The following is a 14,338-nucleotide window of genomic DNA, read 5'->3' as shown; positions in this document are numbered from 1 at the left end:
AACCTGTCAGGGGGCAGACAAAAAGCGGTCGCGGATTTGTCACCGCGCGAGCAATCCGGCCCATTGCGGCACGCGGACGGGAAGCTCCCCCACCCCCGGGCGGAAACATCCGCATTGACATCGGATGACTAAGCGGCCACGCCATCCACTCACCCCGGGAACAGATGATTGCCCTTTTCAAAGAATCATGAACGGCGCCATTGTTCGGCTAAGTTTCCCGCAAGTAACGTCGTTGCTCGCGGACAGGGACCATCGAGCCGCGGGTCGTACGGCCGCCCCATCGATCACCTCGGTCACGGCCCATCTCTGCCGGTCAATCCACAAGGAGACTCCCCGAGCCATGAACAAAACCCTCAGAAGGACCGCTGTCGTGGCGGGTGCGGCCACGGCCGCCTTCGGCCTCACCCTCTCCCCCGCCTCGGCGGTGCCGTCCACGGTGTGGACCGTCACCCCCACGGGCAGCTACACGGCGACGAACAGCGGCAACATCGTGCTGACCGCCACCATCCCGATGACGTGCACGACCTCGGGCGCCTCGGGCAGCATGGCGAGCGCCACGGGCAACCCGGCCCAGGTCGCCACCATCGGCGCCATCAACTTCGGCACCTCCGCGACGCCGTGCACCAGCGTCCTGGGCAACGTCACCACCGTGGCGGTCACCCCCTGGACCGTCGTCGCGCAGGACTACACCGCCTCGACCGGCGTCACCAAGGGCTACGTCGGCAACGTCACGGCCAATGTGACCGCCGGAGTCTGCAAGTTCACGGTGAAGGGCAAGGCCTCGGCCACCTACACCAACTCCACCGGCGTCCTGGCCGTCAACAGCGTCGCCGGCGAACTGACCGTCAGCAACCCGGTCAACTGCGGCACCATCATCACGACCGCCACCAAGCCCCTCTTCAAGGGCAACTACGTCATCAAGGCGTCGAACGGCGCCATCCCGAAGATCGTCGGCACCAACCCGTAAGGCGCCACCCGCCCGTGAACGCCCGGCCGGCACACCCGGCCGGGCGTTCGCGGACCACCCGCGCCGGATCCCCCGGCGCCGGACGGCGGTCCCGATCACGGACGACTCGAGCGGAGCAGCATTGAGAGGCAACCGTACCGCCGCGCCGCGGCCGTCGCGCGCCCGCACCAGGGGCGCGGCGGTCGCCGCGTTCGTCGTGCTGGCCGCCTTGGTCCCGGCCGCGGCCTCCGCCCTGGGCACCCAGGAGGTCGACCTCGAACTGCCCTACGTCTGCGACCTCCCCTCGGGGAAGCGGGCCGCGACGGCGCGGATCTCGGCGACGTTCCCGGACCGGGTGGAGCGGGGCGAGGCGTTCTCGCCCACCGGTGTCACCACCGCCGTGGAGCTCCCGGCCGAGGCGGTCGCGGACCTCACCGCGCTCGGGGCGGTCACCGCGCGGGCCGCCACCCGTCTCACCGTCGGTGTCGCCCAGGGCGAGGCCACGGCCGAGGCGACCTGGCACGGCACCGCGCAGCCGGTCGCCCTTCCGGACTCCGGACCGCTGACGCCGACCGCGACGGGCGACGTCCCGACGGTGACCGGACGGGGCGACGGCGACCTGAGGTTCTCCGCCGGGAACCTCGCCGTCGACCTCGCGCTCGGCGCGGCGGACGGGGCCGCCACCGATCCCGGGTCGCTGACCGTCGCGTGCTCCCCCGCCGGGGACGCGCCGGAGGGCGGGCTGCTGGCCACCGTGCCGGTCGGCACGGACGCGGCGGGGCCGAGCGGCTCGCCGTCCGCGTCCGGCGCCCCCTCGGGGGCACCGGACCCGTCCTCCGGGACCACACCCCGGGACGGACGGGGGGACCGGGCGCCGGAGGTGGCGGCGAACCCGCCCGGCTCCGCGGCGGACCGTGACGCGCCGCCCTGCGCCTACGACGAGGAGAACCCGTTCGAGCCCCTGTCGATGAACGCGTACATCACCGGCTACAGCAACGTGAAGAAGCTGAAGGGCGCTTCGCTCCTGCCGGTGTCCTGCGTGCTGCTCGAGACGAAGGAGATGCTCGCCGAACCGGACGAGCAGGGCAACTTCGTCGTGACGATCAAGGCCGAGGGCGAGCTGCACCACGAGGGGCGCATGCGGACGCCCCCCTTCCGGAGCACCTTCCTCAGTTTCGGGTTCGTCCCGACGACGGCCACCATGGTGCTGGAGCAGACCGGTCCGATGACCGTCCGCTTCGACACCGTCTACATCGGCGCGGACATCGAGGCGGAGACCTTCGTCCGGATCCCGCTGCGGCTCCGGGTGCTCGACCTCGAGGTCAACGGCACCCCCCTGGACGTCGGTTCCGGCTGCCGGACGGAGAAGCCGCTCCGCTCCGCCGAGCCGGACCCCGCGAACCACCCCGGCGACCACCTGGTCATGTACGGCAAGGGCGAGCAGAAGTACGCCGAGGACGCCACCGGCTACATGCTCCTCTCGGGCGGCCCGCTGACCGGCGAGGCGACCATCCCCGCCTTCACCGGCTGCGGCAGCAGCGGCGGCGAGAACCTCGACCGCCTCCTCACCGCCTCCGTCTCCGGTCCCGGCAACTACATCAAGCAGATACAGGGGCAGACGTGCACGCCGAGCGCTCCGGTGTTCGGCGACGAGAACGCCGCCGCCCAGTGCACCAGCGACCTGCAGCCCCACGTGATCCCCGTCCCCGAGCGCTGAGCCGCTCCCTCCCGTTCCCCTCCCACCACGACGGAAGGCCACCACCGTGTCCCAGCTCTCCACCCGTACCGGAATCGCGACCGTCTCCGCGCTGACCGCGCTCGGCGCCCTCGCCTCCCTGGGCACCGCGACCGCCGCCGCCCCCACGCTGAACGGCGAGTGGGCCCCCTTCACCCGCTGTCCCGTGGACGCGCCGGCGATGCTGGCCGCCGACGGCTTCGACAGGACCCCGCAGTGCGTGGTCTCCACCTCCGCCAGCGGCTCCATCAAGCTGGGCAAGACCACCGTGACCACGGGCAGGACCAACCTCCAGCTCGGCGTCGTGCAGAACGCGGACGGCACCAGCACCGTCGTCGCCCCGCCCTCCGGCGCGCTCGTCGCCGACTCCGCCACCGTGCCCGGGGGCCTGCTCGGCCTGATGTGTCCGAGCAACATCCCGGTGATCACGTCCATCTGCGGGACGCTCGAGAACTCCTCCCTCAACAAGATCACCGCCACCATGGAGTCCGTCGGCGCGCCCTACGCCTTCGACCAGACCGCGGGTGTCCTCACCGACATGCCCATCGTCGCCCTGCCGGTCCGCGTCCACCTGGAGAACCCGCTCCTGGGCAGCAAGTGCTACATCGGGACGGCCGCCAACCCGATCCTGCTGCGCCCGGAGAACCGCAACTACCCCGAGTTCGGGATGAGCTTCTTCCAGGGCGACGGCACCGTCGACGAATCCGGCGAGATGAGCCGGATCAACCTCACCGGCGCCACCCAGAACGACAGCACCTTCGCGGTTCCCGCCGCCACCGGCTGCGGCCTGAACGTCGGCCTGATCAACGCCGCGGTCAACGCGAAGTCCGGGCTGCCCTCCGCCGCCGGGAACAACAGCCTCACCCTCAACGACACGCAGACCCACCTCACCGGCCTCAACGCGCCCGGCACCGTCGCCCCCGACGCCGGCAAGGTGCTCGCGGAGAACTGGCACTCCGCCGTCGGGTAACGGCCACCCGACAGCGGTTCCCGGCCGTTACCCGACGGCCGGGCCGGGCGACGGTGGAGCAATTCCGTTCAACCCGTGTACAACAAAAAGAAGTTGATTTAGCTTCAGCTTTTCAGGCCGGCACGACCTGGTGGACCGGTCCGGGCGTCGTCCGCCACCCGGCCGGACGACGCCCGCCCGGCCGTCCCGCCGGACACGTCGGAGAGCAAGGGATGGCTGATGCCCTCGATCACACGGTCCCCGGAGGTCGGTGAACCGCTCGAGCCCTTACCCAGGAAGTTCGCGGCCTTCATACGGCCGGAACTGCCGGGGCTCCTGAACGAGATACGGACCGAGGTCACCCGCGCCTACCCGGTGTACGGCCGCCTGCTCAACGGCCCCGACGGGGACGCGATCCGCCAGGGCGTGGAACAGGCCCTGGTCGCCTTCGTGGACCGGGTGGCCGACCCCGGCAAGGGCTCGGAACTGCGGGACGAACTGCTGCGCAGGTTCGGCCGGGTGGAGGCCTACGAGGGCCGCGACCTGGAGACCCTGCAGGGCGCCTACCGGCTCGGCGCCCGCATCGCGCTGCGCCGGGCCAAGTCGGTGGGCAGGCAGCACAACCTCTCCCCCGCCCTCATCCTCGCCTTCGCGGACGCCCTCTTCGCGTACGTCGAGGAACTGGAGACGGTCACCCGCGAGGGGTACGCGGAGGTGCGGGAGCGGGCCGCGTCCGAGGTGTCCGCGCTGCGAAGACGGTTACTTCACCTGATCCTGGCCTCGTCGCCGCTGCCCCAGACCACCGTCTCCGAACTGTGCGAGGCCGCCGCCTGGGAGCTCCCCCGCACCTGCACCCTCGTCGCCCTCCGCCCCCCGGTGCCGGACCACATCCAGGCGGCTCTCGACGGCGACGTCCTCGCCGACCTCGACATCCCGCAGCCGCACCTGCTCGTCCCCGGGGAGCTCACCCCGCAGCGCCTCTCGATGCTCGGCGCGGCCCTGTCCGGCACCCGCGCCGTGGTGGGCCTGACCGTACCGCTCGCGCAGGCCGCCGACTCCGTCCGCTGGGCGCGCCGCGTGCTCCAGTTCGTCGACGACGGCGTGGTGCCCGACGCCCCGCTGGTCCGCTGCGAGGACCACCTGATCACGTTGTGGCTGCTGTCCGACCCCGCCCTCATCGACCACCTCGCGGCCCGCGAGCTGGCCCCGCTCCGCGGGCTGCCCCCCAGCCGGCGCGACCGGCTCGTCGAGACCCTCCGGGTCCACGTCTCCACCCGGGCGCCCGCCGAGCAGGTCGGCGAGATGCTGGGCGTGCACGCCCAGACCGTCCGCTACCGCCTGCGGAACCTGGACACCCACCTGGGCGACCGGCTCACCGACCCCGACCACCGCTTCGCCCTCGAGGTGGCCCTGCGCTCGCTCCACCTGCGCGGCCACGACGCCGGGGAGTGATTCCCCCCGCGGGCCGCGCCGGCGTTTCCCACGGGAGCCGCGGGGCCGGAGTTCCCGCCGGTCCGGGCGAGGTGGTCGCCGTACGTCACGGTGGACGGGGTGAACCCCGGCCCTGTACTCCCCCCACCGGAACGGGAGGAACCGGGCGTACCGGAACCCTCGTGTGAACGCGGGAGTGCCGGTTCGTGGACAATGGCCCACCGGCACCCCGCGCGGCAGCACAACAGGAGGCGCTCCCTTGGAGCTCAGCAGGCGTACCTTCACCGCCCTGGCCGGCACGGCGGCGCTCGGTCTCGCGCTGGCCGGCAGCGGCGGGGCGGCGACCGGCACGCACGAGCCGCACGACGTGCCGACGGGCCCGCCGCCCCCTCCCCCGAGCGCGGACGGCGAACGGCACCGGATCGGCCACGACCGGTACTCGCTGCTGGTGGACGGCCGGCGCCTGGTGCTGTGGGCCGGCGAGATGCACCCCTTCCGGCTGCCCAGCCCCTCCCTGTGGCGGGACGTCCTGCAGAAGCTGCGCGCCCACGGGTACAACGCGGTGAGCGTCCCCGTGCCGTGGAACCACCACTCCCCCGCCCCCGGCACGTACGACTTCACCGGCGTGCGGGACCTGGACCTCTTCCTGACCATGGCCGCCGAGGAGCGGCTGTACGTCGTCCTGTGCCCCGGCCCCCACCTCGGATCCGCCGACCTCGACGCCGGCGGCCTCCCCGGCTGGCTGACGGCCGTCGGGGGCCGGGCCCGCACCGCCGACCCGGAGTACCTGCGGCACGTCGACGAGTGGCTGAGCGCCGTCAACCGCATCGCCGTCCGGCACCTGTTCACGGCGGGCGGCGGCACCGTGCTGCTCTACCGGTTCGAGGACGGGCCCGGGGTCTCCCTCGACGATCCGGCCGGGCGCGCCTACCTGACCCGCCTGTACGACAGGGCGCGCGCCGACCGCATCGACGTCCCGCTGTTCCACGGGGACGGGCGCTTCGGCGACCGCGGGACCCGGCGGCGGGCGCCCGGGGTGCTCACCGGGACGTCCGGCGGGGCGGCCGACCCCTGGGGCGGGGCCGTCTCCGGCGGCAAGGGGTACGCGGAGATCCGGCGGACCCACGACGCGGCCCGCGAGCGGCGCGAGCACCTCGCCGGTCTCGCCGACGGCGCCACGGCGCACACCGTCCGCATGGCGTTCGGCGGGACCTCGTGGGGCTGGCTGCCCTCGCCGGGCGTCTACACCTCGTACGACCACGGGGCGGCGATCGACGAGGGCCGCCGGCCGACGCCGAAGCTGGCCGCGCTCCAGCAGCTCGGCCATCTGCTGCGGACCGTGCCCGACCTGGCCCGGCTGGACCCGGCCGAGGAGGTGCGGGCCGAGGACGACCGGCTGGAGGTGCGCCACCTGACCAACCCCGACACCGGCGCCCAGGTGTACGTCCTGCGCAACGACTCCGGGGAGCCGGTCAGCACGCTGCTGCCGGGTTCCGGCATCGACGTGCCGGTCACCGTCGGCGCCCACGACGCCAAGCTGCTCACCGGCAGGCTGGACCTGGGCCGCCGGAAACTGGCGTTCTGCACCGCGCAGCCCGTGCTGAACATGACCGTCGGACGGCAGGACATCACCCTGTTCGCGGGCCGCGGCGGCGAGACGGCGCAGATCGCCCTGGACTGCGACACCCAGCCGCTCACCAGCCGGCTGGACGAGGAGCCCGCCTGGTCCTACGACCGGGGCAGGCTGAACGTGGTGGTGCCGCTCGGGGTGGGCGGGCTGAGCCGGGTCCTCGTCGAGGGCGGGGACTCCGAGACGCCCATGGTGCTGCTGTTCGCCGACGACGCGACGGCGCTGCGCCTGTGGCCCTACGAGACCCCGTCCGGTTCGATGCTGGTCTACGGCCCGGCGCTGCTGCGCTCGGTCACCCTGCGCGGCTCCACCGCCCACCTGGTCGGCGACCTCGTCGGCGAGACCGGTCTGGAGGTGTGGGCGCCGCGCGGGATCACCTCCGTGACCTGGAACGGGCGGCCGGTGCGCACCCAGGTCAGCCGGACCGGGAGCCTGCTGATGGAAGGGCTGATGCCGGGCGTGCCCGAGGTGCGGCTGCCCGCGCTGGAGGGCTGGCGCCGGCGGGCGGAGAACCCGGAGTCCGGGGCCGGCTTCGACGACTCGGCGTGGACGGTGGCCGACCGCACCTCGTCGCACGGCACGACCCCCGTGCCCGAGGGCGGTCCCGTCCTCTTCGCGGACGACTACGGCTTCCACCACGGCGACGTCTGGTACCGGGGGCGGTTCGAGAACACGCGCGGCGTCACGTCCGTGTCGCTGTCCTACAGCACCGGCACGCAGGGGCTGCTGATGGCGTGGCTGGACGGCCGTCCGCTGGGCACGCACCGCATGCCGGTGCCGGACGAGGAGACGGCGGGGCGGGGCACGTGGACGGCGACGGCCTCCTTCGACGTGCCGAAGAAGTGGCGCGAGCGCGGCCCGCACGTGCTGTCCGTACTCGTACGACCGATGCAGCACGACGGGGACGAGCGGGCGGAGGGCACCCACAAGGCCGCGCGCGGGCTCGTGTCGGCCGGGTTCGGGGGTGCGTCCCGGGACGTGGAGTGGCGGATCCAGGGCGCCGCGGCGCCGGACCGGGTGCGCGGGCCGCTGAACAACGGCGGGCTGTACGGGGAGCGGGAGGGCTGGCACCTGCCCGGGTTCGACGACCGGGAGTGGCCGGCCGTGGAGTTCCCGCGGGAGGAGCGGCGGCAGGGGGTGACCTGGTACCGGACGGGGTTCCGGCTCGACGTCGACGCGGACGTGGACGCCTCGGTCGGGCTCACGCTCGACGACGACCCGGAGCGCGCCTACCGGGTCCAGATCTTCCTCAACGGCTGGAACATGGGCCAGTACATCAACGACGTGGGTCCGCAGCACACCTTCGTCCTGCCGAACGGGATCCTGCGCACCCGGGGGGCCAACACGCTGGCCCTGGCGGTGCTGTCCGACGGGACCACGCCGTCGGGGCCCCGTGACGTACGGCTGACGCTGCTGGGCGCGGCGCAGGGCGGGATCCCGGTGGAGGCGGTGGACTCACCGGGGAGGTGAGCCCACCGCCGGGCGGCTCACGCCAGCCGGATCACGTTCCAGGACAGCGGCTCCAGTACGGCGCAGAGCCGGCCGCCGTCCAGGGTGGTGCCGTCGACCGGGTGCGGGGTGACCCGCTCGGGCTCGGCGAGGGTGTTGCGGGCGTCGGGGTCGGCGTCCGCGAGGGCGCTGTGCTCGACGACCGAGGTGAGGTCCAGGCCGCCCAGGGCCACCTCCAGCGGCAGGGACCCGGTGCGGCTGCGGTTGACGGCGAAGACGGTGACCGTGCCGTCCGCGGCGCGCACCGCGGTGGCGTGCAGCAGGTCGGCCTCGCCGTACTTCCTCGTCTCGTACGTCGGTGAGTCCACCCGGACGTCGAGCACCTCGCCGCGGCCGTACTTCGAGGCCTGGGCGAACGGGAAGAACGTCGTCTGCCGCCAGGCCGGGCCGCCGGGCTCGGTCATGATCGGGGCGATCACGTTGACGAGCTGGGCGAGGCAGGCGACGGTGACGCGGTCCGCGTGCCGGAGCAGCGCGATGAGCAGCGAGCCGAGGACGACGGCGTCGGTGACGCTGTAGTTGTCCTCGAGCAGACGCGGCGCCTCGGGCCAGTCCAGGGCGCCGACCTGGGCCTCGGTCCGGGACAGGTACCAGACGTTCCACTCGTCGAAGGAGAGGTTGATCTTCTTCTTGGACTTGAGGAGGGCGCCGACGTGGTCGCAGGTGGCGACCACGTTCTCGATGAAGGACTCCATGTCGACGGCGGAGGCGAGGAAGGAGTCGACGTCGCCGTCGAGCGGCTCGTAGTAGGCGTGCAGGGAGATGTGGTCGACCAGGTCGTAGGTCTCCTTGAGGACCGTCGCCTCCCACGCGGCGAAGGTCTCCATGGACTGCCCGGAGGAGCCGCAGGCGACGAGCTCGACACCGGGGTCGATCTGGCGCATGGCGCGGGCCGTCTCGGCGGCGATCCGGCCGTACTCCTCGGCGGTCTTGTGGCCGGTCTGCCAGGGGCCGTCCATCTCGTTGCCCAGGCACCACATGCGGATGCCGAACGGGTCCTTGTCGCCGTGCTCGACGCGCAGGTCCGACAGGGCGGTGCCGGAGGGGTGGTTGGCGTACTCCTGGAGCTCCAGGGCCTCGGCGACGCCCCGGGTGCCGAGGTTGACCGCCATCATGGGCTCGGCCTGGGGGCCGATCTTCCTCAGGAAGGCGATGTACTCGGAGAGGCCGAAGCGGTTGGTCTCGGTGGAGCGCCAGGCGAGGTCGAGGCGGCGGGGACGGTCCTCCACCGGACCCACGGAGTCCTCCCACTTGTAGCCCGAGACGAAGTTGCCGCCGGGGTAGCGGACGGCGGTGACGCCGAGCTCCCGGACGAGGTCCAGGACGTCCCCGCGGATGCCTTCCGCGTCCGCGGTGGGGTGGCCGGGTTCGAAGATGCCGGTGTACACGCAGCGGCCGAGGTGCTCTACGAACGAACCGAAGATGCGGGGGTTCACTTCGCCTACGGTGAAGGCGGGGTCCAGGGTGAAACGGGCGGTGCGCAAGGTTTTCCTCTCGGTGCGTTGTCGAGGGCGGGTCCGTGGGGGGCGGCCGTCCTTCCTCCGGCTTCCGGCTCAAGGCGTCCGGCCCCGGCCCGGGGGTGTCCTCGTCCTCGGCGTCGTGACGGTGACAAGCCAACCAGTCCTCGCCCCGGTCGCGGAAGACCGGCCGACCGCCCGTGCCCACGGGGTCACTGGCCGACCGGACCGGTGCGGGCGACGCCCGCCACGATCCGGCGCTGGAAGAAGACGAGGACGGCGATCAGCGGCAGGCCCGTCATGAGGCCGCCGGCCATGAGCTGGGCCCACCGGACGCCGTGGGAGTTCATGACGGTCGCCCCCGCCCGGCGTGGCGAGAGGGTGCCCGCGGTCCGGGCCAGGTCGTCCCGTGCCCTGCCCCACCCCCTCCCGGAATGTTCGACATACCGGATAATGCCCGTAACTTCGAACGGACCGTAAGTGGGACGGCCCGGCGCGTCAATGCTTCGGACAAGAACGCGCGGCGGGACTTCCCGCGTCCCCTCCGGCCGCGGCGCCCGGGGACGCCGCGGCGGCCGCCGGGCGGCCGCGTCACCCGCGGAACTGGCCGGGACGGCACCGGTCTTGGCATATTGCACGGGTGACCGGACCACACCCAGGGGAACAGGGGGACAGCGGTGCGTACAGGAAAGGAGATGCGTCGTCTCGCTGACGCCCTCATCGACCCCATCCGGGTGGCGGTCCCGGCGGACCCCGAGGTCCTGTTCGAGGCGCTGGTCGCCTCCGTCAGCGCGTGGCGGGGGCGCGACGTGGTCGTCCACCGGGCGGCGTTCCCCCCGCACACGGCCAGCGGGCTGTGGCTGGAGCGCGAGGGCCACGACGACGTGGTGGTCGACGAGCGGGCCGCCGTCTGGCACCAGATCGTGATCCTCTGCCACGAGGTGTGGCACATGAGCCGCCGGCGGGCGGAGGCCGGCGGACGGCCCGGACCGGCCGCCGCGCGCACCGACTTCAGCCTGGCGGAGGAACAGGAGGCCGACCGCTTCGGCATGCTGATGGGCCGCCGGCTGCGCACCTGGCTGGAGGCCTCCACCGACTCGGTGTACGCCGCGGAGGGCGGCGCCCCCGGCAGCCCGCAGGACCTCGCCGGACGCATCGGGGCCGCGCTCAACTACCGCGGGACCAGAGGGTGAGCGGCCTGATCAACTACGTCAGCTGCGGGGTGCTGTGGCTCGGCCTGCTGGTGAAGGCCCCCGATCTGCTGCGGCACCGGCACGATCCGTACCTGCGGGCCCTCTGCGCGGTGCTGGGCCTCGCGGGGCTGTGCTTCTTCCTGGGGGCGCCGCCCACGGTCGGCGCCGTCAACCGGATCGGCGGCGTGCCGAACCTCGCGGCGCCGGTCACCTACGTGGCCATCACCGGGTACTGCGCCGCGTCCCAGGTCCTCGTCGTGCACTGGCGCGGCGGGCCCCGGGTGCGTCGCACCGTCCGCCGCTGGCTGCTCGCCTACGCCGCGGTCGTGTGCGGCATCGCGGTGGCGTTCACGCTCGGCGAGGCGCCCGTGGAGCGCCGCACCGACCTGGACACCTACTACGCGACGACGCCGTTCATCGCCCAGATGATCGTGCTGTACCTGGTCGCGCACCTCACCGCGGCGACCGTCACCACCGTGTCGTCGCTGCGCTGGGCGCGCCGGGTGCGGGGCGGGCTGCGGGCGGGGCTGACGCTGCTCGGGACCGGCTCGCTGTGCGGGGCCGGGTACAGCGTGGCCAAGCTGGTCGCGGTGGGCGCCCGCTGGTCCGGACGGGACTGGTCGCAGCTCGGCACCGCCGTCTCCCCGACCGCCGCCGGGCTCGGCGCCCTGCTGACGGTCGTCGGGGTGCTGGTGCCGCTGGCGGCGCCCCGGATCACCGAGGAGCGGCGGGCGAGGCGGACGTACGCCCGGCTGGAGCCGCTGGAGCGGGTGCTGGACGACCTCCTCACCCGCCGGACGCTGCGGCTGCCCCGGCCCCGGCTCGCCCGGCCCACCACACGACTGGTGTGGCGGCAGACCAGCGTCCACAACGCGCTGAGCCACCTGGACGCCTACTTCGACCCGGAGCTGTACCACCGGACCCGCGCCGGCGTGCGGGCGGCGACGGGGGACACGGGGCGCGCGGAGGCCGCCGCGTGGGCGGCGGTGATCACCGCCGCGGTGCGCGACGAGGCGGACCCGGGGCGCCCGGCGCCGCCGCGCGCCGGCCGGTTCCCGGACCGGGTGCCGGACCCGGCCGTCCTGGCCCGGATCGCCGACGCGCTGGCCGGCGCGGCCCCGGGACCGGCGACCGCCGCGGTGCCGAGCGGCACGACCACGGCGGGGACCCCGTGAACCGGGCCCCGGACGAGAGGAGCCGGCCGGTATGAGCCTCGTCGTCTACCTGGCGGCCTTCATGTTCGGGACGACGTCCGTGCTGCTGTTCCGCCGCCCGCGCACCGCGGCCCTGCGCGACCCGCTCACCCTGTCCACCTGCGCCGCGATCGTCCTGGGCGCCCTGGTCTTCGTGTGCGCCGCCCCGGCCACCCTGGCCACCGTCAACTCCCTCACCGGCATCCCCAACTTCGGGGCCCCGCTGACCTACGGGATGCTCTGCGCGTACAGCTGCGCGGTGCTGGTGCTGCTGATCAACTGGCGGGGCGGGACGCGGGAGCGGGTGCGGCGCATGGTGCTGCGCAGCATGGCCGCCTACGGTCTGCTGGTGGCCGCCATCGTCGTCCTCTTCGCACTCGCCGAGGCGGACACCGAACGGCTGACCGACCTCGACACGTACTACGCCACCACCCCGTTCATGCGGGAGATGATCCTGCTGTACCTGGCCGGGCACAGCGCGGCGATGCTGGTGATGTGCGCCGTCTGCGTCAAGTGGGGACGCGAGGTCGGCGGGCTGCTGCGGACCGGGCTGCGGCTGATCCTCGTGGGGGCGCTGCTGGACGTGGTGGGGTTCCAGCTGACCAAGTACACCGCGGTGGTGGCCCGCTGGTCGGGTCACGACCTGGACTTCCTGTCCACCACGGTCGCCCCGCCGATGGCCTCGCTGGCCGCGCTGCTGTGTTCGGCGGGGTTCGCGCTGCCCAGGCTGCTGCCGCCCGTCCTCGCGCAGTGGCGGGGGCTCGGCGACTACCGGCGGCTGGGCCCGCTGTGGTCGCTGGTGAGGTCGGCGTCGACCGCGCCCGAGCCGCAGACCGCCTGGTGGCAGCTGCCGCGGGCGCGGCTGCAGTGGCGTGAGGTGTCGATCCACGACGCGCTGCTCGCCCTGGCGCCGTACTTCGACCACCGGGTCCGCGAGCGGGCCCGGGACGCCGCCCTGGGCGCGGGCCGCTCCCCCCACGAGGCGCGGCTGGCGGCGGAGGCGGCCATGCTCGCCGACGCCGCGCGCCGGGCCGCCGCCCGCGAGGAACCGCCCGAGACCGCCGGTACGTACCGGCTGCACGCCACCGAGGTCTCCGGCACCGGCGGGCTGGTGGCGCTGGCACAGGCGCTGCACCGCCCGCCCGCCGCGCGCGGGGGCGCGGCGCCGCCTTCCCCGACCGGAACCGCGAGCGAACCCGAGGAGCCCCATGTCGCGTAGAGCTGTCGTCGTCGGTGCCGGTCCGGCCGGCCTGCTGGCCGCGGCGGTGCTGTCCCGTGCGGGAGCGGACGAGGTGATCGTCCTGGACCGCGACGAGCTGCCGGACGGCCCGGAGCACCGCAGGGGAGTGCCGCAGGGGCGGCACGCGCATCTGCTGGCGGCGGGCGGCATGGACGCCATGGAGGAGCTGCTGCCGGGCGCGGGGCTGCGCGGGCGGCTGCTCGCCGCCGGGGCGCACGAGATCCCGCTCGGCTCGGGCGTGCTGGCGCTCACCTCCGAGGGCTGGCTGCGGCGGTGGCGGCGCCCGGGCCCGTCGATGGTGACGTGCAGCCGGGCGCTGCTGGACTGGGTGGTGCGCACGACGGTGCGGGAACGGGCGCCGCTGGAGATCCGCAGGGCGGCGGTGGTGGGGCTGACGGGCTCCGCGGAGCGGGTGCGCGGGGTGCGGATCGCGGCGCCCGGCGGGGACACCGACCTCGAGGCCGACCTGGTCGTCGACGCGAGCGGACGCGGGACGCGGGTCGTCGGCTGGCTGGGCGGGCTCGGGCTGACCGGCGTGCGGGAGCGTGCGGTGGACTGCGGGCTGGTCAACGCCTCGCGCGTGTACCGGGTGCCGGACGGGGCGGAACGGTTTCCGCTGACGATCGTGCACGCCGACCCGTACGCGTCGCGGCCGGCGCGGAGCGCGATGGTGATGCCGATCGAGGGGGGCCGCTGGCTGGTGAGCTGCGGCGGCTCGCGGGGAGGTGAGCCGCCGGCCGACCCGGAGGGGTTCCTGCGGTACACGCTCGATCTGCCGGACCCGATCGTGGGCCGGCTGATCTCCGGCGCGCAGCCGCTCACCGACGTGCGGCTGAGCCGCTCGACGAGCAACGTGCGGCGCCGTCTGGAGCGGATGCCGCGGTGGCCGGAGGGGTTCGTGGTCCTCGGGGACGCGCTGGCCACGTTCAACCCGGCGTACGGGCACGGCATGTCGGTGGCCGCGTTCGGCGCGCGCCGGAGATCAGCCGGCCCACGATCGGGTCCGGCAGATCGAGCGTGTACCGCAGGAACCCCTCCGGGTCGGCCGGCGGCTC

10 protein-coding genes and 1 pseudogene are annotated in these 14,338 nt (G+C 73.8%); 9 read left to right on the top strand and 2 right to left on the bottom strand.

The window, feature by feature from the left end; genetic code table 11:
- Positions 1–340 precede the first annotated feature (340 nt).
- The 5 genes from ABTY20_RS27355 (at position 341) to ABTY20_RS27335 (ending at position 8,161) form a co-directional block, all read left to right on the top strand.
- Positions 341–967 (top strand): hypothetical protein, encoded by a 627-nt coding sequence (locus ABTY20_RS27355; protein ID WP_351999713.1) that lies wholly within the window; start codon positions 341–343, stop codon positions 965–967.
- 121 nt (positions 968–1,088) lie between these two features.
- A complete protein-coding gene (locus tag ABTY20_RS27350; protein WP_351999712.1) occupies positions 1,089–2,663 on the top strand; it encodes a DUF6801 domain-containing protein in 1,575 nt (524 codons plus the stop codon).
- 46 nt (positions 2,664–2,709) lie between these two features.
- The gene (locus ABTY20_RS27345) at positions 2,710–3,651 is read left to right on the top strand and encodes a hypothetical protein (protein ID WP_351999711.1); all 942 of its coding nucleotides are present in this window, start codon (positions 2,710–2,712) and stop codon (positions 3,649–3,651) included.
- Positions 3,652–3,870: 219 nt separating this feature from the next.
- Positions 3,871–5,082 carry a PucR family transcriptional regulator gene (locus ABTY20_RS27340; RefSeq protein WP_351999710.1) on the top strand — a complete coding sequence of 404 codons (1,212 nt, stop codon included), beginning with the start codon at positions 3,871–3,873 and terminating at the stop codon, positions 5,080–5,082.
- Between the two features lie 238 nt (positions 5,083–5,320).
- Positions 5,321–8,161, top strand: coding sequence for a glycoside hydrolase family 35 protein (locus ABTY20_RS27335; protein WP_351999709.1), 2,841 nt, complete (start codon positions 5,321–5,323; stop codon positions 8,159–8,161).
- Between the two features lie 17 nt (positions 8,162–8,178).
- Here the strand turns inward: ABTY20_RS27335 and arfA are convergent, their stop codons facing one another.
- The gene (arfA, locus tag ABTY20_RS27330) at positions 8,179–9,684 is read right to left on the bottom strand and encodes an arabinosylfuranosidase ArfA (protein WP_351999708.1); all 1,506 of its coding nucleotides are present in this window, start codon (positions 9,682–9,684) and stop codon (positions 8,179–8,181) included.
- A 185-nt stretch (positions 9,685–9,869) separates the two neighbouring features.
- Positions 9,870–10,016: pseudogene (locus ABTY20_RS27325) on the bottom strand (carbohydrate ABC transporter permease); the annotation flags it as partial.
- Positions 10,017–10,352: 336 nt separating this feature from the next.
- Here ABTY20_RS27325 and ABTY20_RS27320 point away from each other — a divergent pair.
- The 4 genes from ABTY20_RS27320 to ABTY20_RS27305 form a co-directional block, all read left to right on the top strand.
- Entirely contained in the window at positions 10,353–10,850 is a 498-nt protein-coding gene (locus tag ABTY20_RS27320) for a toxin (protein ID WP_351999707.1), read from the top strand.
- Positions 10,847–12,025: an MAB_1171c family putative transporter gene (locus tag ABTY20_RS27315; protein WP_351999706.1), complete on the top strand. Its 1,179-nt coding sequence runs from the start codon at positions 10,847–10,849 to the stop codon at positions 12,023–12,025. Before ABTY20_RS27320 ends, ABTY20_RS27315 begins: the two co-directional genes overlap by 4 nt.
- Positions 12,026–12,056: 31 nt before the next feature.
- The gene (locus tag ABTY20_RS27310) at positions 12,057–13,262 is read left to right on the top strand and encodes an MAB_1171c family putative transporter (RefSeq protein WP_351999705.1); all 1,206 of its coding nucleotides are present in this window, start codon (positions 12,057–12,059) and stop codon (positions 13,260–13,262) included.
- Positions 13,252–14,338: FAD-dependent monooxygenase (locus tag ABTY20_RS27305; RefSeq protein WP_351999704.1), on the top strand; the 1,087-nt coding region annotated here is incomplete at its 3' end. The genes ABTY20_RS27310 and ABTY20_RS27305, both read left to right, overlap by 11 nt.

The organism is Streptomyces sp. NPDC126497 (genome assembly GCF_040302425.1).
In the GTDB taxonomy this organism is placed as follows: Bacteria; Actinomycetota; Actinomycetes; order Streptomycetales; family Streptomycetaceae; genus Streptomyces.
This window is presented reverse-complemented; position numbering and strand designations above follow the sequence as displayed.

Coding starts and splice junctions, on each gene's coding strand:
- ABTY20_RS27340 (WP_351999710.1), top strand. CDS start 3,871: ATGCCCTCGATCACACGGTCCCCGGAGGTCGGTGAACCGCTCGAGCCC.
- ABTY20_RS27310 (WP_351999705.1), top strand. CDS start 12,057: ATGAGCCTCGTCGTCTACCTGGCGGCCTTCATGTTCGGGACGACGTCC.
- ABTY20_RS27320 (WP_351999707.1), top strand. CDS start 10,353: ATGCGTCGTCTCGCTGACGCCCTCATCGACCCCATCCGGGTGGCGGTC.
- ABTY20_RS27355 (WP_351999713.1), top strand. CDS start 341: ATGAACAAAACCCTCAGAAGGACCGCTGTCGTGGCGGGTGCGGCCACG.